General features: G+C 64.2%; 23 protein-coding genes. 11 read left to right on the forward strand and 12 right to left on the reverse strand.

Annotated elements, in window-relative coordinates; all coding sequences use genetic code 11:
• Positions 1 to 99: IS3 family transposase (locus LGN17_RS35235; protein WP_226200766.1), on the forward strand; the 99-nt coding region annotated here is incomplete at its 5' end.
• Between the two features lie 237 nt (positions 100 to 336).
• Here the strand turns inward: LGN17_RS35235 and LGN17_RS35240 are convergent.
• Positions 337 to 618: a hypothetical protein gene (locus LGN17_RS35240; RefSeq protein ID WP_226201402.1), complete on the reverse strand. Its 282-nt coding sequence runs from the start codon at positions 616 to 618 to the stop codon at positions 337 to 339.
• A 50-nt stretch (positions 619 to 668) separates the two neighbouring features.
• Here LGN17_RS35240 and LGN17_RS35245 point away from each other — a divergent pair, with 50 nt between their 5' ends.
• Complete coding sequence (locus LGN17_RS35245; protein ID WP_226201403.1) at positions 669 to 2114, forward strand: glycosyltransferase family 9 protein; 1446 nt, start codon at positions 669 to 671, stop codon at positions 2112 to 2114.
• 616 nt (positions 2115 to 2730) lie between these two features.
• On the opposite strand, the gene LGN17_RS35250 is transcribed toward LGN17_RS35245, so the two are convergent.
• Both LGN17_RS35250 and LGN17_RS35255 read right to left on the reverse strand, forming a co-directional pair.
• On the reverse strand, positions 2731 to 3852 hold the full coding sequence (locus LGN17_RS35250) for a DUF2827 domain-containing protein (RefSeq protein WP_226201404.1): 1122 nt from the start codon (positions 3850 to 3852) through the stop codon (positions 2731 to 2733).
• Positions 3853 to 4237: 385 nt separating this feature from the next.
• On the reverse strand, positions 4238 to 6139 hold the full coding sequence (locus LGN17_RS35255; protein ID WP_226201405.1) for a tetratricopeptide repeat protein: 1902 nt from the start codon (positions 6137 to 6139) through the stop codon (positions 4238 to 4240).
• A 257-nt stretch (positions 6140 to 6396) separates the two neighbouring features.
• Between LGN17_RS35255 and LGN17_RS35260 the strand changes: the two genes are divergently transcribed.
• Positions 6397 to 6870: a hypothetical protein gene (locus LGN17_RS35260; RefSeq protein WP_226201406.1), complete on the forward strand. Its 474-nt coding sequence runs from the start codon at positions 6397 to 6399 to the stop codon at positions 6868 to 6870.
• Between the two features lie 134 nt (positions 6871 to 7004).
• On the opposite strand, the gene LGN17_RS35265 is transcribed toward LGN17_RS35260, so the two are convergent.
• On the reverse strand, positions 7005 to 8003 hold the full coding sequence (locus tag LGN17_RS35265) for an ABC transporter substrate-binding protein (RefSeq protein WP_226201407.1): 999 nt from the start codon (positions 8001 to 8003) through the stop codon (positions 7005 to 7007).
• Between the two features lie 46 nt (positions 8004 to 8049).
• The gene (locus tag LGN17_RS35270; protein WP_175220519.1) at positions 8050 to 8394 is read right to left on the reverse strand and encodes a DUF3088 domain-containing protein; all 345 of its coding nucleotides are present in this window, start codon (positions 8392 to 8394) and stop codon (positions 8050 to 8052) included.
• A 487-nt stretch (positions 8395 to 8881) separates the two neighbouring features.
• Between LGN17_RS35270 and LGN17_RS35275 the strand changes: the two genes are divergently transcribed.
• Together LGN17_RS35275 and LGN17_RS35280 are read left to right on the forward strand one after the other, a co-directional pair.
• On the forward strand, positions 8882 to 10066 hold the full coding sequence (locus LGN17_RS35275; protein ID WP_226201408.1) for a porin: 1185 nt from the start codon (positions 8882 to 8884) through the stop codon (positions 10064 to 10066).
• Between the two features lie 402 nt (positions 10067 to 10468).
• Positions 10469 to 11656, forward strand: a complete 1188-nt coding sequence (locus LGN17_RS35280) for an LLM class flavin-dependent oxidoreductase (protein ID WP_226201409.1) — start codon at positions 10469 to 10471, stop codon at positions 11654 to 11656.
• 62 nt (positions 11657 to 11718) lie between these two features.
• Here LGN17_RS35280 and LGN17_RS35285 read toward each other — a convergent pair whose 3' ends face one another.
• Both LGN17_RS35285 and LGN17_RS35290 read right to left on the reverse strand, forming a co-directional pair.
• Positions 11719 to 12936 carry an acyl-CoA dehydrogenase family protein gene (locus LGN17_RS35285; protein WP_226201410.1) on the reverse strand — a complete coding sequence of 406 codons (1218 nt, stop codon included), beginning with the start codon at positions 12934 to 12936 and terminating at the stop codon, positions 11719 to 11721.
• A 267-nt stretch (positions 12937 to 13203) separates the two neighbouring features.
• Positions 13204 to 14169: an SDR family NAD(P)-dependent oxidoreductase gene (locus tag LGN17_RS35290; protein WP_226201411.1), complete on the reverse strand. Its 966-nt coding sequence runs from the start codon at positions 14167 to 14169 to the stop codon at positions 13204 to 13206.
• A 139-nt stretch (positions 14170 to 14308) separates the two neighbouring features.
• On the opposite strand from LGN17_RS35290, the gene LGN17_RS35295 reads away from it, so the two are divergent.
• Positions 14309 to 15229 carry an AraC family transcriptional regulator gene (locus LGN17_RS35295; protein WP_226201412.1) on the forward strand — a complete coding sequence of 307 codons (921 nt, stop codon included), beginning with the start codon at positions 14309 to 14311 and terminating at the stop codon, positions 15227 to 15229.
• A 193-nt stretch (positions 15230 to 15422) separates the two neighbouring features.
• Here LGN17_RS35295 and LGN17_RS35300 read toward each other — a convergent pair whose 3' ends face one another.
• Positions 15423 to 15635 (reverse strand): twin transmembrane helix small protein, encoded by a 213-nt coding sequence (locus LGN17_RS35300; RefSeq protein WP_006489184.1) that lies wholly within the window; start codon positions 15633 to 15635, stop codon positions 15423 to 15425.
• A complete protein-coding gene (locus tag LGN17_RS35305) occupies positions 15632 to 15982 on the reverse strand; it encodes a hypothetical protein (RefSeq protein ID WP_041492597.1) in 351 nt (116 codons plus the stop codon). Before LGN17_RS35305 ends, LGN17_RS35300 begins: the two co-directional genes overlap by 4 nt.
• Before the next feature lie 258 nt (positions 15983 to 16240).
• On the opposite strand from LGN17_RS35305, the gene LGN17_RS35310 reads away from it, so the two are divergent.
• Positions 16241 to 16999 carry a YoaK family protein gene (locus LGN17_RS35310; RefSeq protein WP_226201413.1) on the forward strand — a complete coding sequence of 253 codons (759 nt, stop codon included), beginning with the start codon at positions 16241 to 16243 and terminating at the stop codon, positions 16997 to 16999.
• Between the two features lie 87 nt (positions 17000 to 17086).
• Positions 17087 to 17272, forward strand: a complete 186-nt coding sequence (locus LGN17_RS35315; protein WP_021158209.1) for a ribbon-helix-helix protein, CopG family — start codon at positions 17087 to 17089, stop codon at positions 17270 to 17272.
• 33 nt (positions 17273 to 17305) lie between these two features.
• Here the strand turns inward: LGN17_RS35315 and LGN17_RS35320 are convergent, their stop codons facing one another.
• On the reverse strand, positions 17306 to 18142 hold the full coding sequence (locus LGN17_RS35320; RefSeq protein WP_226201414.1) for a spermidine synthase: 837 nt from the start codon (positions 18140 to 18142) through the stop codon (positions 17306 to 17308).
• Between the two features lie 43 nt (positions 18143 to 18185).
• Complete coding sequence (locus LGN17_RS35325; protein WP_226201415.1) at positions 18186 to 18530, reverse strand: zinc ribbon domain-containing protein YjdM; 345 nt, start codon at positions 18528 to 18530, stop codon at positions 18186 to 18188.
• A 372-nt stretch (positions 18531 to 18902) separates the two neighbouring features.
• On the opposite strand from LGN17_RS35325, the gene LGN17_RS36805 reads away from it, so the two are divergent.
• From LGN17_RS36805 to LGN17_RS35340, 3 genes are all read left to right on the forward strand, one after another.
• A complete protein-coding gene (locus LGN17_RS36805) occupies positions 18903 to 19154 on the forward strand; it encodes an HPr family phosphocarrier protein (RefSeq protein ID WP_226201416.1) in 252 nt (83 codons plus the stop codon).
• A 63-nt stretch (positions 19155 to 19217) separates the two neighbouring features.
• Entirely contained in the window at positions 19218 to 19439 is a 222-nt protein-coding gene (locus LGN17_RS35335) for a hypothetical protein (protein ID WP_175952135.1), read from the forward strand.
• Between the two features lie 354 nt (positions 19440 to 19793).
• Positions 19794 to 20333, forward strand: a complete 540-nt coding sequence (locus tag LGN17_RS35340) for a GNAT family N-acetyltransferase (protein WP_226201417.1) — start codon at positions 19794 to 19796, stop codon at positions 20331 to 20333.
• Positions 20334 to 20400: 67 nt separating this feature from the next.
• On the opposite strand, the gene LGN17_RS35345 is transcribed toward LGN17_RS35340, so the two are convergent.
• Positions 20401 to 20622, reverse strand: a complete 222-nt coding sequence (locus LGN17_RS35345; protein ID WP_175952133.1) for a hypothetical protein — start codon at positions 20620 to 20622, stop codon at positions 20401 to 20403.
• Positions 20623 to 20715 lie beyond the last annotated feature (93 nt).

A 20715-nucleotide genomic window follows, 5' to 3' on the forward strand; every position in this document is an offset into this window, starting at 1 on the left:
GACTCGTACATTCGCTGGTACAACGAGAAACGGATCAAAATCTCGCTTGGCGCACTCAGTCCGATTGAATACCGGGAGAGCCTCGGGCTGACGACATAAATCAGTCCAAGAATTCCGCCGCACCCCCAAAGCGGACATTTCAATCTAGCCACTACAACCAAAATTATCGATAATTTAGCTTATGTCAAATCTATTCATAGTCCGCGTTATGTGTCGCAATGTCCTTAGATGCATGACAAGCGGACGAGACCGTATGCACTCTTGACCTCGTCGCCGTCTGGTCCAATCGAATAGCGACTGATACCGCCCATCGGCGCGGTAGTCTTTCCCTGCCACTCAACCCTTGTAGAATCGCACGCCATGAACGCACTTCGCCGCGTCCTGCTCCGGCAACGCATCGCGCGACAGCTTCTGCGGGGGCCTCTTTGTCACGCTGCTGTCCCGGGCGCTGATGTCGAGCGCCATAATGGACTGTCCGGATGCGGGCTCGGTGGCGCTGTGTTCGGGGCGCGGCCCGCTGATCGTCGACGTGGCAGCACTCGCCACCCGATTCGATGCAGGTTCGCCGATCACGCGGGCCAACGACGCGCTCGCGCATGACCTGCCGTTGACCTTCATTGCACGAGCACGAAATAGGATCGTCCGCGTGGCGCCACGACTCGGACACCTTGAAGCTTCTCACCCTAGCCCAGCCAATGACCCAAGACAATCCGGTTTTCGTTGTGCAGCAGCTCGTACAGCGCGGTGCCATTGATGACGCTCGACGCTTGCTCGACGACCTGAAGGCCACCGACGGCGGCACCGCACGATACCTCCATGCATGCGTTCAGTACCATTATTTCCTTGGGGAATTCGAACGCGCAGTCGACCGGTCCGTCGAACTTACGCAGCGCGAGCCAGGCTATACGAACCATCGTTCCATCTTTTTCCATGCGTGCGCCCATCTCGGCCGGCTGGACGTTCTCGACGCGCAATTCGAAACGCTCGTACACGGCCTCAATGAATGGGAGCGCGAGCAGGTAAAGCTCGAAATCCTGTATCTGTTCGGCCGCGACGACGACATCATCGCGAGATCCGTGTCGTACGAGGCCGCATCCCACGCTGGCGCGATTCCGCAGGCGACCGGCATCCAGTTGAGAAAAATCCGCAGCACCTCGCTGATGCGGGCTCACGGAGTCGCCGCGGGAATCGGCGAATATGCGTCGGCTTATACGAGCCGATCGGCCGTGGCGGAGATATACGGAATCAAGGATCCCGGCTACTGGTGTGGCGACACACCATTACCGCGCGTGCTGCGCTACGTCCGTGGCGGCGGTTTCGGCGACTGGCTCCAGTTCATCCGCTATCGCACCCTGCTCGCTCAGGCCGGCACCGAACTCGTCTGTCACGAGCCCTGGCCGTGTCCGGACGTCAATCAGGCCTGGTTGAACGACTATCGCGACATCCGTGCCGATCAACTGCTGGCGCCATTCGCCGGCAACGCTCCGTTCGATGCAATGTGGGCAACACCGTTCTCCCTGTTCACCGCGATGTTCCCGCTGGCCGGCTACCTGCCGGCGCGCCGGGCAATGTATGAGGCGGCGCCCTCGCCCGAGATGTCCGAGCAGGTGGCACGCATTCGCCGCGCCGCGCGCGGACGCCCATGCTGCGCGTTGTTCTGGTCGTCGAACGAATCCGCTCACGGGGATTTCGCGTGGCGGAGTCTGCGCCTGCAGCAGATACGTCCGTTGCTGGAAAACCAGGACGTACACTGGATCGTATTCCAGCGCGGTCTCGAAATGCAGCGATGGCTCGCCGACGATCTGTCCCACACGACCACCAACCTCGACGCGACGACCGACCTGCGTGGGCTCGCAGCGCTGCTGTCCGTTGCGGCGGACCTGGTCATCAGCGTCGACAGTGGGCCGCTGCACCTCGCCGCCAGCCTCGACTTGCCGACCCTCCTACTGTCGCCGCTCCACGGAGACTGGCGTTTCGAACGATCCCCGACCTCGACACCGTGGTACCCGGGAATCCGCGTCGTTCGACAACCCGTCATCGGCGCCTGGGATGCAACGGTCGCCGACGCACAGTGGATACTCGAGAGATGGGCGCGAACCGGAAGGCTGTCGTGAAGGTCGCGGGCTTGTGTGTAGAGGCCCGCGCGGATCAATCCCCCTCGGGATCGTCCAATGGTGCGGACGCGATGTCAGTGATCCTGCAGCCGGAGACATTTGGCGCCAAAACGACTCGTCCAGCGCAAACAGGACCTGCTGCGGTGCGACAGCAACACCGGGGAGCCCGCAAGTCAGCATCGACGGATTGAATCCGCACGTCATTGCCGACACCTGACCGCGCCTTGAAACCAGTGTAATTCGTGCAACGTGCCTCGACGGTCACCAGCGCTGGCGCGTCGCCGAACAGCGCTTCCGAGATTCAAGTGACCTGCTCCCCGCGTTTGGCGCGGTGACAGTGGAGAGTCCGTTCCAGAGAGGAACGCAACGAAAAAAGCGATTCATCGAATAACAGATCATCGGCTTCTTGAAGGAAACCGAGACCGAACTGAAGCCGGCAGCGCTGTGCCGCAAATACGGCATCCAGGAATGCGGCCTGCTACAACCGGAACGCGATCACCGGTTGAACAACACTCAGGGTCTCCGCCTGAGCCAACGCTTCGGCCAGCATGTCTGCGTCGCGGTCCATTCGCGTCAATCAACGACGTACACATTCCACCACGACAACCCATTTATTTCATTCAAAAAGACCGACGAGCAACCTGTCATACGCCTCGATTTGCCTAGGATTTGTTGACAAAAATCTCCCGATTATTTCACGCTGCCGATTCGTATAATCCTGCCAATTTTCGTCGTGAGATTCTATCGCCTGCCGGAGTCGAATGCCACCCTCTTCCACATCATTTCCATTATAAAAATAACCGAGCTCACGACAGAGGCCGGCGTTATGGACCATCGCATAACCGTTCCAGCAAACATCGAAATAGAAATAATTCAATGCAAGCCCCCATTGATGGGATATCACAATATCGGTAAATTCAGAAAGAAATTGAGGGGTATTATGATAGCCGACAAAGCTTATTTTCGAATCCCTCACAAGATCCAGGTGGTGCGCGATTCCGATAAATTCCGGGCTGCCATTTGCAAGATGTTCCGTGTTCGTCGCATGCACATAGGATATCCGTGCACCACATTTCCGATATCCCAACTCAGCGATCAAGAGTGGATAGAGGCAAAACTTGGTAACGTCGATATTCGGCTCCATGATGGATAACCTTTTGGGTTGCCCGGTTGGACGATATTCCCCGCGATGCGGGAGAGCGGCCGATCGCTCTTCAACGCACATCGGATCCCAAACGAACGGCACCTCGCGAACAGGCTGGCGTCGCAATACGCTGAAGAAGCTTGCGCTGGTCTCGGCAACTTGCGGGATGATCCATACTTGATCATAACGTTGATTGATGAATACCGTTTCCGCATGCCGCCTGCCAAAAATCATGGCCTGCATCATGTGCACGTATTCCGGACCGCAACAGTAGCTCACGACTTTTGCGCCGCGCGCCTGCAGATACGCGGTTTGCGCCGAATCAATCTGCCCACCGAGTTCGATCAGGACATCAAGCGAGTCTTTCGCATCGTCGAACGAGCGTATTGGAAACTGCGTGGTATTCCATGGAAGTTCCGACGTGATCTTGACGTTCGTCGTGTTGACGAGGGTTACCTGATGGCCAAGAGGCGAGTGTTGAAAGAGCTTCATTAGATACAAGGCGTTCTGCTTGATGCCGTTGACCCAAAGACTCTCTGCCGCATGATGAAGGCCGATTGTAATGCCGATACTGAGTGAGCGTGCCGAACTCATGGGGGTCTCCAGTATGCACATTCAATAAAGAGCTAGATCATAGCTCTCCACTTGTTTCGAGCTGTCAAGAACTGTCAAAATACGGCAGGCGACTCGGGACGGTTGACCCTCCCTCGTTTTCACCTACAGCATGTCTTGCAGTGGCGCGTAGGGTTTCGTATTCGAGGGAGTGCGCAGTCGGTTGCAATAGCCTTCGATCGTGCGGACGGCATGACGCGCCGTCTTGACGATTGGCGTGCTCTGGCCGGCCGGAACCGCTGAGCGACGGCGCCCGATAGCCCAGCCGGTACGCTCGAACAGACGGTTCCGCTGCGCTCGGGAGCGCATCATCATGGAATGCGGCGGCCCCCGCCAGACGGCACTGCCGAAACAACCCCAGGTCCGCCTAGAACCGCCGATCGAGATCTTCGCGAGGTACCGCGGATACACGCAGTGCATCTCGTTCGGCACGAAGGTGCTCGAGGGCACCCGCGACACGCTCGACGACATCGCTCCACCGCCCCGGCTCCGATTGGCGGAACAGCCGCGCCCGCGGATACCACGGCGAATCGTCCCGATCCGCCAGCCAGCGCCAGCAGCCGTCGAAGCGCGACAGGATCCAGACCGGCTTGCCCAATGCACCTGCCACATGTGCGACCGACGTATCGACGGTGATCACGAGATCCAGATGGGCGATGATCGCCGCCGTGTCCGCGAAGTCGCGCACATGCTCCATCGGGTCGACAGGGCGAAGCGGCGACGGAATCGTGTCGATCTGCCGGCGGGTCGTTTCGCCCTTCTGCAAGCTCACGAAACTCACACCCGGAATCCGCAGCAGGGGCAGATACGCGCTTGCCGGAAGCGAGCGGCGGCGGTCCGTCGCGTGTGCCTGCGCCTGGTCGGGGCGCGGATCGCCGGCCCAGACCAACCCGACCTTCAAGGCGGCTGACGGCACGCTGCCCCGCCAGCGCTCGACGAGCGCTGCCGGCACATGCAGATAGGGCACCGTCGCGGGTATCGTGTCGAGCGTCGTTCCGCAATGCAACGGCAGACTCATGATCGGGACCGCGTAATCGTGTGCAGGAAGCGCCGCCGCCTCGTCGAGCCCGACACAACGATCCACGCCGTCGGCCGTTGCGATCAGGCGCGTCAATGCGGCCGGACACACCACCGTCAGCGTCGACAATCCGCGCTGCTTGAGCAGCGGCAGATAGCGCGCGAACTGCACGACATCGCCGAACCCCTGCTCGGGCCAGACGACAAGCGATTTCCCGTCGAGCGGTTCGCCCCGCCAGAGCGGCGCGGGCAAGCTTGCCAGAACGCGATTCGACGACGCGTCGCCCCAGTGCGAGGAAGGCTGAAAGCGCGCCTCGTAGTGACGCCACCCTTCTTCGTACTGCCCCTTCGCCAGCAACACCAGGCTCAGGTTGAACGTGGTCGGCACGCGGTCATGATCGAGCGTCAGTGCGTGTCTCAAAGCGGCGGCGGCCTCATCCAGCCTGCCGACCTCATGCAGCAGACGGCCCAGGTTGTTCCACACCTCCGCGAACGACGGATCGTATGCGAGCACTTCGCGGTAACACGATTCGGCTTCAGCGTATCGTCGCTGCGCGAACAGCACGTTGCCGAGATTGCCTCGCGCTTCGCGGGAGCCGTGTTGCAGCGAAACCGCGCGCCGGAAACAAGTCTCGGCCTCCGGCAACCGTTCGAGCTGGTGAAGCAACGCACCGAAACTGTTGAGCGTCGCTGCGTCGTTCGGTTCGTGCGCAAGCGATGCCCGATACTGCTGCTCCGCTTCGTCGGATCGCCCGAGCGCCTGAAGCAGCATGGCCAGATCGGCATGAACCACGGCATCGCCCGGGCGAGCGATCACGGCATCGCGCAAGGTGCGTTCGGCTTCGGCGTCGCGGCCCGTGAACCGCAGCAGCAGGCCGAGCCTGCGCAGCACCGGACCATGCCCGGGATTCGACGCCAATACGCTGCGGTAGCAGGTCTCCGCCTCATCGAGGCGTTGTCCGTCGTGAAGCAGCAGGCCGAGATTGAAACAGGCGTCCACATTGTCGGGACGAATCTCGAGGGCCCTTCGGTAGCAATGTTCCGCCTCGCCTGCATTTCCCTCCGCTTCGAGCAGAATACCGAGATTGTTCAGCGCCTCGGTGTGATCGGGGCAGAGCGAAATTGCCGCCCGGTAATGCCGCGCGGCATCCGCCACCCGCCCGGCATGATGGGCGGCGACGCCTGCTGAAAATTCCGCGTTTGCCGCGCCGACGCGTTGTGCGTCACGGCCCGTCACGTTGTGTTCGCTCATGTTTGATTCGATGGGTGACGCATCGCCATTGCCATCGGTTCATTAAACCCGCGCCCCGCTCCGGAACCCGCCCGGCAGGCCCGGAACCCGACTAGGGTCATATTTCGTGCCGGAACGGCGACGCATGCAGCCATGCCGGTCGCGCAGCCTCTACTCGTTGCCGACATCGACGAGATTGCCCGATTTTTATCACGGCGCGATATCCCTATGCAGCATGAAAATGCAGTCCTACCGGGGGCATTTGTTAAATAGCTTGAATGACCGCCAACGGGCCAATGATTTGCCGTACTATCCGGCCGTCATTCTGGCCAATGTCGAACGCGGTCGACCAACCGTGGGCAACGGCCGTGGTTTTTTATTTTCGGGCGCTCGAGCCGGGCACCGATTTCATTCGAACGCCAGGACCGATCATGTTTCAGTCCCCCGGAGATTCATTCGTCAACGGTTCATTGCTCGGCTTGTGCGTCGAGGTTCCGCTTGCCGCGATCGTTTCGCTGGCGATGCACGGCGTCGACTGGAACGGACAGCGCATCGCAATGCTCATCGCCACGCCGGTGCTGATCGCATGCATCGCCCTGCTGACCCGCCCGGTCGCCTTCAGCACGGTATGGAAGCACAAGCGTTCGCCATTCCTGCTCGACGACAATGTGCGCGCATCGATTTACGGCCGGCTCTGCGGGATTGCAATCGGCGTCGTGTTCGGCATCATGGTCGCGACGACGTTCGCCTGATCCGGTCACACAGGATCGCCCGACGAGATTCGCGGCTGGCGTGATGCCTGGTTCACGCATGGAAAACAGCGCTTTCGAAAGCGCGTGTTCGCCCGAATCTCCCAATCACTCGGCCGCCTTCTCATTGCCTCCGATCACGTCGCCGCGACCAGCGCGTTGAACGACGTATCCCAGAGCGGCGCAACATTGGCCGGACCATCCAGCACACCGATCCGCGCGAACACATCCGCGACCTGCTGATGCTGCGCCACCACATCGGGCGTCACCGGCAGCAGCGCATAGTCTTCGCTGCGCTGGTCGAACATCGCGACGAGATCGGCAACCGGCACGCGCGTCTCGCGGTTCTGCGCGAGCGCATAGTCGCGGAAATGCCCGTTCGCCCACGCATACGCGCGCCGGAATCTCAGCAGCAGATCACCCGTCGCCGCGCGACGGCGCGCATCGTCGAGCGTGCGCGGGTTCGCATAGACCGGAAAGTTGCCCGACAGATAGCCCTTCCCCGTCTTCAGTACGCGCGCATCGTAGCGATTGCGCGCGAGCTGGCCGTTGTAGCCGTAGATCGCCCATGCGTCGATATCACCGCGATCGTATGCAGACAAGCCATCGGTCGGCGACAGGTTGATCGGCTGGATGTCGTCGAAGCCCAGGCCCGCCTCAGTGAGCTGGCGATACAGGAAGTAGTGCGACGTCGTCGCACGCACGTACCCGACGCGCTTGCCCTTCAGGTCCGCAATGCTGCGGATCGGCGTGTCCTTGCGCGCGAGCGTGACCTGGTTGTTCAGGTCTTCGCGCACACGGGTGATGAGCCGCACGTTGGCCTTCTGTCGCGCGGCGAACACGGCCGGTATTTCGCTGCCCGAGCCGATGTCGAGCGCGTCCGCGTTGAGCGCCTCGATGTGCAGCACGCCGTTGTTCAGCTCGCGCCAGTCGATCCGGTACGGCGTGTCGGCAAGCCCGGCCGCCTGCAACAGCGCGCGCCAGCCGCCCTTGTAGGTCGCGACGCGCAACGTGGTGCCGGTGAAATCGGTGCTGACAGCGGGGGTGGCGAACGCTGCGTTCGTGGCCCATGGCGCCGCCACGACTGCGGCGCCGGCGAGCAACAAACGGCGCCGCGCCGCCGAAATTGAAGACATCGGATGCTCCTGTCGATCGATCAACCGGGAAGTAAAAACCGCCGCGTCAATGCAGCACCGGAAATCCGTGGCGCTCGGCCAGCAGTTCGAGGATGCGACGTGCGTCGGTGACGAAGCGCACGTCGCCGAGCGTCCGTGCGTCGTCCGGCGCGGGCTGGTCGCGACCGAGCACGAGCACCGGCAGCCCCTGGTGCGCATCGTCGAGCGCGTCGATCACCGCGTGCCGCGGCCGCTCGAAGCCGACGCGTTTCACGTCGATTCGACCCGCGCGATCGGGCGCGCTTGCCAGCAGCCCTTCGATCGACAGTCCATGGGGGCAGACGAAGCGCTGGCCCGGATGCTTCGGATCGGCAAAGCCTGGCTCCAGCAGAAACAGCACATCGCGACTCATGACAAACGACTCCCGTGTTCGTTGTTCAGCCGGGACGAACGCACACTTGCGCGCCCTTCCGTTCCCGGAGCATGCCGGCCCGAGGCCGGATGCCCGACTCTACCGTCATGCGTCGCGCGGCCCTACCAACGTTTTGCGGAATCGATATCCGGGCGCATGTAGCGCATCGGCCGCCCGCCGCACAGCGGGCGTTGCAAAAAAACATCGCGCGCCGGGCCGCCTGTATTTCGCATATCTAACGATTTCATCGATCGATATGACAGCGCCCGCAACTATCCGGCGCTCGACGTTCGCCGTTCGCGCGATGCGTTCGCCGCAGCACGGGTAGCGGACGCGATCGCGGCACACATGCCGGACTTGCGGCAACACACATTGCAATTCGGCCGCGCAGCGATTTACAAACCACGGATCGACCGTTCATTGGCACGACCGTCGTCAATAGCATCGTGATCCTCACAGAGGTACCCATAAAAAGCAGAGGATAGTCATGATCAAAAAATCGGTAGTCCTGGGTTTGGTTTCGATCGGTTCGGTCAGCGCGCATGCGCAGAGTTCAGTCACGTTGTACGGCGTCGTCGACGCCGGTTTCGCTTATACGAACAACCAGGGTGGCGCGAGCAACATCCAGCAGACGAGCGGCAAGCTGAGCGGCAGCCGCTGGGGCCTGAAAGGCGTGGAAGATCTCGGCGGCGGCCTGCAGGCGGTCTTCACGCTCGAAAGCGGGTTCCGGCCCAGCGACGGCGGGCTCGGCCAGGGCGGCCGCCTGTTCGGCCGCTCCGCGTACGTGGGCCTTGCCAAGTCGGGCATCGGCACGCTGACCTTCGGCCGCCAGTACGAGCCGATCACCGACCTCGTCGCGCAGTACTCGGGGTCCGGCTTCTGGTCGCCGGCCACGCACGTGGGCGACAACGACAACATGAACCAGAGCTTCCGGCTGAACAACGCGGTGAAGTTCCGCAGCGACACGATCGCGGGCTTCACGGCCGACCTGCTCTATGCGTTCAGCAACCAGGCCAACGGTGGCGCGGGCACCGGGTTCTCGAACAACAACGCATGGGGCGCGTCGGCGAACTACGTGAACGGCCCGTTGTCGGTGGGCGCCGGCTATGTGCGCATCAATCATCCGAATTCGACGTCGAATACGAGCGGCGCGGTGGGTGGTGCGACCTCCACCACCGGCAACGACTACAGCGGCGCATTCTTCTACGGGCTGAACGGCGGCGTGCTCAAGCAGCAGATCGGCGTGGCAGGCGCGAATTACGCGCTCGGCCGTGCGACGCTCGGCTTCGCGTGGAGCCACACGCAGCTCGACTATCTCGACGGTTCGTCGCGCAAGTTCAACAACTACGACGTGAACGCGCGTTACCAGATCACACCGGCGGCCACGCTGATCGGCGTCTATACGTTCACCGACGGGCGCGCGAGCGGCCTGCCGGGCACCGGCGGCCAGACGCTGAAGCCGCGCTGGCACCAGTTCACGCTCGGTTTCGACTATGCGCTGTCGAAACGTACCGATCTCTACCTGTCCGGCATCTACCAGCTCGCGGCCGGCGATCCGAGCACGGCAACGGCGGGCGGCTATCGTGCGATCGCGGCGATCTCGAACATCGGCAGCGCATCGTCGACGAACCGCCAGGTCGCGCTCGTCAGCGGGCTGCGCGTGAAGTTCTGACGGCGCGCGCACCGGGCGCGGCGCCGCGTGATAAGCAAAGCGGGATTCGTTGTTTGCCGCGCCGTGCCCGGTTGCCGAAAATGGGCGTTTCCCCCCGCGCGATACGCGTTCGACCGTGACCGATTCCCGTTTCCGTCCCCGCGTGCCGCGCAGCAGCCGGCGCGCAGCGCTGCGCCAGCTCGGCAGCGGATGAGCGGCGGTGAGGTTGCCTGCCGGCGGCACGTTGGCGAGCCGGCCGCTCACCCTGCTCGATCCATTCGACGTGCGGCTGCGGGCACGCACGTCGGGCGCACCGTTGCTGTCGCCGCCCGACGGCGCACCCGGGCCGCACGAACGCGATGCGGTCCGCCTCAGCGCCCGCCGTTGCCGTGCGGTGCGTACCCAACCCGCAAGGAAGCCCTCATGAGCGACACCGCCCTCGCCACCCCGGTCGCGCCATCGTCGTTCGTCGACGTGCGCTCGCCGGCGGATTTCCCCGACAGCCCTGTGTCACGCGTCCTCGCGCAGCCACTGATGCTCGGGCTGTTCCTGCCGATCCAGGCCGGCGGCTGGAGTGCGTCGACGCTGCCGCGCACGACGGACTGGACGTTCGACTACAACGCCGACCTGGTCGCGCGCGCGGAGGCGCTCGGCTTCGATCTCGTGTTCGCGCTGTCGCAGTGGCTGCCGAAAGGCGGCTACGGCGGCGTGTTCGACGGCCACGCGCTCGACTCGTTCATGACGCTGGCCGCGCTGACCGCGCGCACCGAACGGATCATCCTCGTCGCGACGAGTCACGTGCTCTACGGGCCGTGGCATCCGCTGCATTTCGCAAAGTTCACCGCCACGCTCGATCACATCTCGCGCGGGCGCTGGGGCATCAACGTCGTGACCGGCCACCGCGCAGTCGAGCACGAGATGTTCGGCTGGAACCGGATCGAACACGACAGGCGCTACGAAATGGCGGCCGAATTCCTCGATGCGGTTCAGCAGTTGTGGGCGCAACCGGACAATTTCAGCTACACGCCCGCGCTGTCGAGCTGGCGGTTGGGCGGCGCATTCGTCACGCCGAAGCCGCGCTACGGCCGCCCGCTTCTGATCAACGCGACGGGCTCCGATGCGGGCATCGATTTCGCCGCACGCTATTCGGACATCGTGTTCGTCACGAGCCCGGCCGGCCCGGATGCCGAACGGGCGATCGATGCGCTGCCCGCGCATACCGCACGCGTGAAGGCAGCTGCCACGGCGCGCGGCCGGGCGATCCGCACGCTGCTCAACCCGCTCGTGATCTGCCGCGAGACGGCGGCCGAAGCGCGTGCGTACCGCGACGCGATCGTCGCGCATGCGGACGAAGGCAGCTTCCACCGTTTCGACAGTGACGCGCATGCGTGGCGAGGCGGCTTCGAACAGCGCTCACAGGCGGCCGCGCGGGCCATCGGCGGCAATATCTCGATCACCGGCTCGCCGGAAGAAGTCGCCGATATCATCGTGCGGCTGCACCGCGCCGGCATCGACGGCATCCAGTTGAGCTTCTACGACTTCAAGCCCGATCTCGACTTCTTCGGCGCACGCGTGCTGCCGCTACTGCGCGACGCCGGCCTGCGGCGCTGACGTGAGGCAGTGGAGGTGTCGCGTACCGTGGCGCGCGTGCTCGCCGAAATGACACGGCCGCGTCAGAACACGCGGCCTTCGGTGAGGTGCGTCGTCACGCCGTTCAGCTCGTAGTCGCCGATCACGCGCGCCTTGTGCAGCAACGGGTTGTGGCTGAAGATCGTGCGCAGGTTGCGCCAGTGCCGGTCGAGGTTGTGTGCGCGCGCCGTCGCCGACGCGCCGCCGACTTCGAACAGCCGCTCCGCCGCATGCAGCGCAAGCTTGCTGACGACGAGCTGCGTGCGTGCCGTTGCAAGCGCGCTGTCGAGCACAAGGGCATGCGCATCGGCGTCGCCGGCTTCGATCGCGTCGGCGGAACGGTCGAGCGCCCGCGCGTTTTCGCGCACGAGCCCGTCGATCGCGTGGCTGTGCGCGGACAGCTCGCCGACGACCTGCTGGATGAAATGATCGTCTCGTGCGGTCGGCGCCGGGCTGTGCAGCACCGGGCGGCCGTGCGCGAGCACATAGCGGCGTGCATCGGCAACCACGTTGCGCACGATGCCCGCGCCCGTCGCGACGAGATGCAGTTGCCGCAGCGCGCCGCAATGGCGGCCGATCAGCGTCGAACCGTCGCGCACGGCCACTTCATCCGCGAACACCTGCACGTCGTCGAGCAGCAGGCTGCCGCTCGCAGTCATGCGCTGGCCCATGCCGTCCCAGTCGTCGAGCACCTGCACGCCATCCCGCGCGACGGGAATGATCACGGCGACTGCGTCGCCCTGCTCGTTCTCGACGTTGATGCGCGCGAAATCGGCAAACGCGGTGCCGGTCGAATAGTATTTGCGGCCCGTCACGCGATAGTGATCGCCATCGCGGCGCAGCACGGTGGTGTTCTCGCCGGGCCGCGACGTGCCGCGCTCGGTCGATGCACCGCCGAATATCGCGCCGGCCCGCGCACGCTCCAGCTGCACGTCGTTGAACGGCGTGCGCGGCGACAGCCGCAGCGTCTCGATCTGGTCGTAGTGGATCCGCAGCGCATGCGCGAGATTCGAATCGGCGGCGGCCAGCGTCGTGATCGTGTCGAACAGATCGACCAGCGTGCCGCCGAGGCCGCCGCGCTCAACCGGAATCCGCAATACGCCCAGCGCCGAGCGACGGAAGATCGCGAAACCCTCGAATGGCAGTTCGCGGCGCGCCTCGCGTTGCGCCGCATCCTGCCCGATCGCGTTGGCGAGATCGGGTAGCGCGGCAAGCGCGTCGCGCAACGTGTCGCGCGGATCGACGGCATCACGGGCAGTCATTCGGCAGGTCCTTGTACGAGAAGATCGGGCGCTGCGTCGCGCGATCGCGGGATGCGCGAATCGCTGCTTGCGCAGCATCGCAAAGTATAGGGACGCACCTGACACGCGGGAAAAACCGATTTCAGCTTACGTTATACGTGCGCCGGGATTGATCGCGGAAATGCGCCGCGTGCTTCGCCCTCCCCGCGGATACGCAGCCACACGGGGGGCCCGCACCGGCCGCATGACCCTGTCGCTGCCGGTGCATCCGCCATGCGCGCTCGGGTGTCAACGGCGCGCCGCAAAGGCATCGATTCCTGTCAGCGCCGCGGACCACGCCCACAGACGCGCCGCTTCCTCCGGATCGATCGCATGCGGCCGCACGCCCGATTCCTCGCTTCCGGACGTGACAACCGCGACGTCGCAATCCTCGCAATAGACACCGCCGATCCCGGCCAGGCGCGGCGACGTCGCCGCCCATACCTGGGTTGCCGCGCCCTGGGCAGGCGTCTTGAAGGTCGGATCGATCGGCACGCCGTGTTCGTCCACCCACCCTTGCGCCATCATCTCTTCGCGTGTCAGATGACGCTGCAGCGGTGTCGCGATCTTGCCCGGATGCAGCGAATAGGCGCGGACACCGAACGGGGCGCCGAGCTTGTCGAGTTGCACCGCGAACAGCGCGTTGGCAGTCTTCGACTGCCCGTACGCCAGCCATTTGTCATAGCCGCGCGCGAACTGGACGTCATCCCAGCGAATCGGCGACAGCCGGTGCCCAAGCGACGACACCGCGACCACGCGGGCGCCGTCGCCTTGCGCGAGAACGGGCCACAGCCCGTTGACGAGCGCGTAATGGCCGAGATGATTGACCGCCATCTGCGCTTCCAGGCCGTCGCCGACCCGCGTCTCCGGGCACGCCATGATGCCCGCGCTGTTGATGACGATGTCCACGTCGCGGCGCGCCGCGACGAACCGCGCCGCGAATGCCGCCACGCTCGCGAGATCGGTGAGGTCGAGCGCCGCAATCTCCACACCGTCGATGCCGCGCGTTGCTTCGCGCGCGGCATCGGCGCTCCGTGCGCCGACGACGACGGTCGCACCGGCTTCCGACAGCGCGCGCGTTGTTTCCAGGCCGAGACCCGAATGGCCGCCCGTAACGATCGCGGTCTTGCCGTGAAGGTCGAGATCGGCCAGTACGTCGCCTGCCGTCGATGCAGCGCCGAATCCGGAATGAAGGGGATGTTGCCTGCTCGTCATCGAAAGCTCCTGGAACGATGTGTGAAGCACGCGCCCGCCTGTCGGCCGCGTTACTGCACGAGGTCATTCTCCGGCGACGCCCCCGGACTGTGAATGCAATAGAATCCGGTTTTTCGTCGAGATCGTCCGGAGCTTGAGCATGGATCCCCTGTCGGAAGTGCTGTCGCTGCTGGAAACCCGCGACTCGTATTTCACCGGCCTGAGAGCAGGCGGCGAGTGGGCGGTGGCGATTCCGCCACCCGACGGAATCAAGTTCAACGCGATTGTCGAAGGAAGTTGCTGGCTGACCGTCGACGGCGCCGGATCGCCGATCCAGTTGCACACGGGAGACTGTTTCCTGCTCGCATCGCCGCGGGCATTTTCGCTGGCGAGCGATCCCTCGGTTACGCCGGTGCCTGCCGCCAGCGTGTACCTGAACGTCGAACGCGGTATCGCGCACTATGGCGAACCGGTGAACTGCTTTCTGATCGGTGGCCGCTTCTCGTACGAGGAAGGCATGCCGCTGCTGCTGGGCAGCCTGCCGCCCGTGGTCATCGTGAGCGGCGACTCCGAGCAGGCGGCGGTGTTGCGCTGGGCGCTGCAGCGGCTCGCGCATGAATTCGGCAAGCCATCGCCGGGGGCGTCGTTGATGGTTCGACATCTCGGTCACATGATGCTGGTCGAGATCCTGCGGCGCTATGTGGACGAAGGCGCGAACAGCGATGTCGGGTGGCTTGCCGGGTTCGCGGATTCCCGGGTGAGCACGGCACTCGTCGCCATTCATGCGGAGCCCGCGCGGCGCTGGACGGTCGATGAACTCGCGACCTGCTGCCACGTATCGCGTTCGACGTTCGCGCTGCATTTCAAGCGGCGGCTGGGGTTCGGGCCGCTCGAGTACGTACTGCGCTGGCGCGTGCAGCTCGCGATGCGGGAACTACGACGCTCGAACGCGTCGATATCGGCGATCGCGCAGATGCTTGGCTACGACTCGGATAGCGCGTTCGGACACGCGTTCAAGCGCATCGTGGGTTGCTCTCCCCGCGCGTATCGCCATGACTTCGCGAGCGGGTCGGGCGATTAGCGTCATCCTCGGGACGCTACCGCTTCTGTTGGCGCGCCAAACCCGTTTCAGTTATGCACGCGATGCTGCCATTCCTCGACAGGATTCATTTCGATCACTGTCGTCAGGATAAGTATTCTTATCACAATAGCACGCTCGTAAACTCAAACTCGCATTCTTGCGAACGCCCCGCATGCAACGGGGCATCCATCGTTCAGCGACCGATCGGCAACCCGGTCGGCTCGATCCAGCCCAGCTTGTACGCGATCAGCAGCGACAGGAACAGCGTGACCGACAGCCCGACGCGTGCCGCGAGCGACCATGCCATCCGCTTGGACTTGCCGCGATCGTGATTCATGAAATACAGCGCGAAGATCAGGCTCGCGATGATCATCGCGAATGCCACGGAAACCAGCAGAGTTTTCATTGGTGATGCCCTTGAAGATCGGAATCGGCCTGAATCAGTTCGGCCAGTTTTTGCCGCTCGTCGGCGAGCTCGCCGACGCCCGACGCCGGCCAGTCCAGCGCGACGCCATTGCCCAGCGAATCGCGCACGAGCGCCTGGTAGCGGCGGTCGTTGATCCGGCCGTGGTCCATCGTTTCGGAGATCTCGCGCCGGAACGGCAGCGGAAAACTCGCGTACGCGCGCGACAGCGCCGCATATTGTCTCGCATCGATCTCTTTCGACGATGGTATGACAGTCCAGATCACCACGGCCACGATGGCCGTAAACGGGATCGCCGTGTAGCGAAGAATGAACTTGATCGGGGTCATGAAGCGGTAGGCAGAAGTGATCGCGAAGGCGCGCGGCGCGGCCATGCGGCAGCGGAGCCGCAGTCAGGCCGCACCGGACGACATTGTACTGCCACCCCCATGAGACTAACAGAGTATGATAATGTCATTATCATGTTCGTCACATCATTCGAGAGACGCGGTACCCGTGCGCAGGCGGCTTGCCCGCCCTCCCGTCCGGCGCCCGCCTTACAGTCCGTGCCCGCGATCCGCGGCGATTGAGCGAAGCACCCAGCCCCTATGCCAGCGCAGTACTTTCGAAACCTGACCGGAAAACACCGCAGCGCGACCGCGAACCGTCAGCTCGGGTTTTCGCTGGCGTTCGTCGCCGGCGCGGCCAATGCCGGCGGCTTCCTCGCGGTCAAGCAATACACGTCGCACATGAGCGGCATCGTGTCGGCGATCGCCGACCAGACGGCGCTCGGCGACGTGCGGCTCGCGCTGGCCGGCATCAGCTCGCTCGGGTCGTTCCTGATCGGCGCCAGTTGCTCGGCGATCCTCGTCAACTGGGGCCGCCGCCGCGGCCTGCACAGCCAGTTCATGCTGCCGCTGCTGCTCGAAGCCGCGCTGCTGCTCCTGTTCGGCCTGCTCGGCAGCCACCTCGCGCTGTGGGAGACCTTCTTCGTGCCCGTGACCGTGACGCTGCTGTGCTTCATCATGGGGCTGCAGAACGCGACCATCACGAAGCTGTCGGGCGCGGAGATCCGCACGACGCACATGACCGGCATCGTGACCGACCTCGGCATCGAGCTCGGGAAGCTGTTCTACTGGAACCGGTCGGCGGTCGACGTCGACGCGCATGCGGTCATCGCCAACCGCTCGAAACTGCGGATTCACGCGACGATGCTCACGTCGTTCTTCATCGGCGGCCTGGCCGGCGCGATCGGCTTCAAGCATGTCGGCTACGTATCGACCGTGCCGCTTGCCGCGATGCTCGTCACGCTCGCGATCGTCCCGGTGATCGACGACCTGCTCGCGTTGCTCCGCAGCAGGGGCTGATCGCGCATCGGGAGCGCGCTTTCGGCGGTGGCGCCGAAGGCGGATCGATTATAATTTGATTAACATACCGACCACCCTCGCCCTGCAATGGAAACAAAAACTGCCCGCCTGACCGTCCTGATCGACCCCGCGAAGAAGGAAGCCTTCGAGATGCTCTGTGCGGAGCAGGATCTCACGCCTTCGCAAGTCGTGCGGCAACTGATCCGCGAGTATCTCGACCGCCACGGCGTGACGTACAAGACCAAGAGCGCGCTCGGCAAGCGCGTGAAGTAAGTGCGGGCGTACAGGCCGCGCGGGCAGCGCCGCCTACTCGCCGATTTCCCATCGCCCGTGCGGCTGCGCCCGCATCACCAGCCGTTGCGGGTCGACACGCTCTCCAGCCTTCATGCGCCTCGCCGTGGCCGCCAGCTTGAGCTCGCCGGCCCGCGCACACGCGAGTGCGCGTTCAAGCAGGATACGCAGCGACGGCAGCCGGTTGCCGCCCTTCCACGCGAACGCGATGAAGTTGTTGTCGTCGCCGCACGGCACCAGCGTATACGACGCACCGAACACGGCCCGCAGGTGCTCGAGATGCTCCGGCAGCGCCGGATCGTCGTCCATGAAGTTGATCGCCAGCACGCCGGTTTCGCTCAGGCGCTCGCGGCATGCAGCGAGGAATGCCGCACCCGTACACCGGCCCCGCATGCCGTCGGCGACGAACGCATCGTGGAGGATCACGTCCGTCCTGACATCCGCCCGTTCCAGATGATCCGCGCCGTCGGCGCACACCACCGTGAACCGGCCGTCATCCGCAGGAATCCTGAATACATCCCGCAGCGCGATCACGTTCGGATCGATCTCGACCGCGTCGATCGCCGTGCCGGGCAAGTGCCGGTAGCAGTACTTCGCGAGCGAACCGCCGCCGAGCCCGAGCATGCAGATGTGCGCGGGCTCGGGCTGCAGCAGCAGAAAGCCCATCATCACGCGCGTATAGCCGAGCTCGAGCCGGCCCGGATCCCGGCGCGACATGAAGCTCTGCGTGCCGAAATGGTCGAAGTGCAGCGAAAGCGCGTGCTCCGTCTCCAGCACGAACGGCCGGCCGTCGTTCAGCGGCGTCGCCAGGAACTTGATGAACGCGTCGTAGGAAATTCGATCTTCGGCCATGAACGGGCAGTCGATTGCAAACGGTCGATTGGAGCGTGCGCGCTCAGACTTTCTTCAGGTAACAGGCCTTCAGCATGAAGCCGCCCATGTCGGTCTTGCAGTCGACCTCGTGATCGCCGCCAACGAGCCGGATGCTCTTGACCTTGGTGCCCATCTTCAGCGTGATCGACGAACCCTTCACGCGCAAGTCCTTGATCAGCACGACCGAATCGCCATCCGACAGCACGTTGCCGTTGGCGTCCTTGACGACGTCGCCCGCCGGCTCGTCGCCCGTGTCGGCGCCAGCGTCGGCCGACCATTCATGGCCGCAGTCCGCGCATACGGTCAGCGGGCCGTCCGGGTAAGTGTTTTCCATCGCGCATTGCGGGCAGGCGGGGGCGGCGTTCATTGCAGCTTCCATTCAGGGGATGAGTCGTCGATAAAAATATCGGGCGCGCTGGCAGCGTCGCCCGGTGGGCCTGCAGGTACCGGCCGACGAGTCGACGGGCCGCCTTTGGCGCACACGACATTATAATGCAATACACATGCCTTGATTGCTGTATTATAATCAACGTTCTCGCGCCGTTCGCCGGATTTGCGGCCCGTTTCACCGAGAATGCCGGCACATCCACGCAGGATGTGCACACCCCGGCCGCGCTGCCAGCTTCCCCGAGTCGTACGGGAAAGCCCGTTTCACGCCCGACTGGCGCACCGCAGGCCCGGCGCCGCACACCGATTCCGACGTTCCGTCCAGAGGCTTTCCGACATTGTGGCAACCGTTGTGTACGTTGAAATCGGCCCCGCGTGGAACCGCAACCGCGGCGGCTGCGCACGCGAAGCAGCCGTCGCGGCAGCGCGCGGCTTCGAAAGCGACATCCTGCTGATCGCGAACGGGATCAGCGGCAACGCGAAGGACAGCGCCGCCATCGCGGCGCTGCGGGTGCACGGCGGCACGTCCGCGCAAGTGCTGGCCACCGGCCCCGACGAGGAAGCGGCATTGCAGGCGCTGCTGCCCGCGCTGCAAGCGCGCTGACCCGCGCACCACCCGATGTCACGGCATCCCGCCCACCCCGAATCCCCTTTTCACGAGGAAGCGATGAGCGACAACTTCACGCCCAACACCCCGAACCTGTCGGCCTCCGCCATCTGGGCGCTCGAGCGCCTCGCCGATGTCCGCTACGGGCGCGACGCGCCGGCGCTCGGCTGGTCGATCGCCAGGGAACTCGTCAGCGCCGGCTTCGTCAGCCATTCCGCACACGGCCGCTCGGGCGCGTCGATCACGGCCGAAGGGCGCACTTTCCTGAAAAGCCGGAAGTAGATCGTCAGCGGCGGCGAATCATATTGATCCTTTTGAGGATCAATTTGGCGATTTTTCGACTGATGAGGATCGTTCCGCGCTTCTATCGTCGATGCGATGACGTCACCTCCGGCCGGCCGCCGCGCCGCCAATGCGGGCAAGGGTTTTGCTATCATTCCGGCTCCCCGTCTTGCCGAACTGGACATGCCCGCTCGCAGAGTACCGCCGTCGCCTGCCGTCGATCGTACGCCGCCGCTCGCCAAGCAACATTGCTGCCCGATCTGCCAGCGGGCGCGTGAACGGGACCCAGCCAGCGCGGCATCGACGTGCTGACGGCCAGGCCGTCCCATGCTCCTCTCGTATCCGGAAACCACGATGCCGCCCGTCTCCTCCCCGCCCGTTCTCGACACGCCGCGCCTCATCCTCGAAGGCCATCCGCTCGGCGACTTCGATGCGCTCGCCGCGATGTGGACCGAGCCCGAGGTCGTCGAACACATCTTCAACGGCGAGCCGTCGGCGCCGCGTGACTCGTGGATGCGCATGCTCGCGTATCGCGGGCTGTGGCCGCTGCTCGGCTATGGCTACTGGGCAATTCGCGAGAAGGCATCGGGCCGCTATGTCGGCGATCTCGGCTTCGCCGATTTCCACCGGCTCATCGAGCCGTCGATTCGCGGCGTGCCGGAAGCCGGCTGGGCACTGGCGACGTGGGCGCACGGCAAGGGTTACGCGACCGAGGCGCTCGCGGCCGCGCTGGGATGGCTCGACGGGCAACAGCGGTTCGAGCGCAGCGTGTGCGTGATCGCGCCGACCAACGTCGCGTCGATCCGCGTGGCGGAGAAAGCCGGTTACGGCGAGCCGATCCGGATCCGGTTCAACGACGCCGACTCATTGCTGTTTTCGCGCGCGAGCCGGTAAGCTGGATGGCGAACCGGCTATCGCAGGCGCGCCGCGGGAGCTTGCGGCGTCGGCGCGCGCTCGGCGCTCACCCCACCGCCGGTTCATAAAGACTCGTAAAGAGCCCGTTGTCCATCGGCCAACAGTTGCCGCGCTCGTCGAGCAATATCCAGTCACCCGGCTTCACCGCACGCCAGCCTTCCGGCGTGGCGACCGCCCGGCCGCCGTCACGGGTTTCCACCCGATCGTGGTCGCCATCGACGAACCACCGAGTTGCATCGACATAACTGATGCGTTTTCGAAATCGCATACCGCCACCGAAACGTTGAGACCTGACGGGCCTGTCCAAAGAGCTGTCCGCGGATTGAGCATGTGCGTCGCGAGGGGCCGTGAAACTCACGGG

The organism is Burkholderia sp. AU30280 (genome assembly GCF_020420125.1).
GTDB lineage: Bacteria > Pseudomonadota > Gammaproteobacteria > Burkholderiales > Burkholderiaceae > Burkholderia.

Bases quoted from the DNA above. Each gene is read 5' to 3' on its own strand.
- LGN17_RS35240 (WP_226201402.1), bottom strand. From the start codon at position 618: ATGAAGGTCAACGGCAGGTCATGCGCGAGCGCGTCGTTGGCCCGCGTG.
- LGN17_RS35250 (WP_226201404.1), bottom strand. From the start codon at position 3,852: ATGAGTTCGGCACGCTCACTCAGTATCGGCATTACAATCGGCCTTCAT.
- LGN17_RS35255 (WP_226201405.1), bottom strand. From the start codon at position 6,139: ATGAGCGAACACAACGTGACGGGCCGTGACGCACAACGCGTCGGCGCG.
- LGN17_RS35260 (WP_226201406.1), top strand. From the start codon at position 6,397: ATGACCGCCAACGGGCCAATGATTTGCCGTACTATCCGGCCGTCATTC.
- LGN17_RS35265 (WP_226201407.1), bottom strand. From the start codon at position 8,003: ATGTCTTCAATTTCGGCGGCGCGGCGCCGTTTGTTGCTCGCCGGCGCC.
- LGN17_RS35270 (WP_175220519.1), bottom strand. From the start codon at position 8,394: ATGAGTCGCGATGTGCTGTTTCTGCTGGAGCCAGGCTTTGCCGATCCG.
- LGN17_RS35275 (WP_226201408.1), top strand. From the start codon at position 8,882: ATGATCAAAAAATCGGTAGTCCTGGGTTTGGTTTCGATCGGTTCGGTC.
- LGN17_RS35280 (WP_226201409.1), top strand. From the start codon at position 10,469: ATGAGCGACACCGCCCTCGCCACCCCGGTCGCGCCATCGTCGTTCGTC.
- LGN17_RS35285 (WP_226201410.1), bottom strand. From the start codon at position 12,936: ATGACTGCCCGTGATGCCGTCGATCCGCGCGACACGTTGCGCGACGCG.
- LGN17_RS35290 (WP_226201411.1), bottom strand. From the start codon at position 14,169: ATGACGAGCAGGCAACATCCCCTTCATTCCGGATTCGGCGCTGCATCG.
- LGN17_RS35295 (WP_226201412.1), top strand. From the start codon at position 14,309: ATGGATCCCCTGTCGGAAGTGCTGTCGCTGCTGGAAACCCGCGACTCG.
- LGN17_RS35300 (WP_006489184.1), bottom strand. From the start codon at position 15,635: ATGAAAACTCTGCTGGTTTCCGTGGCATTCGCGATGATCATCGCGAGC.
- LGN17_RS35305 (WP_041492597.1), bottom strand. From the start codon at position 15,982: ATGACCCCGATCAAGTTCATTCTTCGCTACACGGCGATCCCGTTTACG.
- LGN17_RS35310 (WP_226201413.1), top strand. From the start codon at position 16,241: ATGCCAGCGCAGTACTTTCGAAACCTGACCGGAAAACACCGCAGCGCG.
- LGN17_RS35315 (WP_021158209.1), top strand. From the start codon at position 17,087: ATGGAAACAAAAACTGCCCGCCTGACCGTCCTGATCGACCCCGCGAAG.
- LGN17_RS35320 (WP_226201414.1), bottom strand. From the start codon at position 18,142: ATGGCCGAAGATCGAATTTCCTACGACGCGTTCATCAAGTTCCTGGCG.
- LGN17_RS35325 (WP_226201415.1), bottom strand. From the start codon at position 18,530: ATGAACGCCGCCCCCGCCTGCCCGCAATGCGCGATGGAAAACACTTAC.
- LGN17_RS35335 (WP_175952135.1), top strand. From the start codon at position 19,218: ATGAGCGACAACTTCACGCCCAACACCCCGAACCTGTCGGCCTCCGCC.
- LGN17_RS35340 (WP_226201417.1), top strand. From the start codon at position 19,794: ATGCCGCCCGTCTCCTCCCCGCCCGTTCTCGACACGCCGCGCCTCATC.
- LGN17_RS35345 (WP_175952133.1), bottom strand. From the start codon at position 20,622: ATGCGATTTCGAAAACGCATCAGTTATGTCGATGCAACTCGGTGGTTC.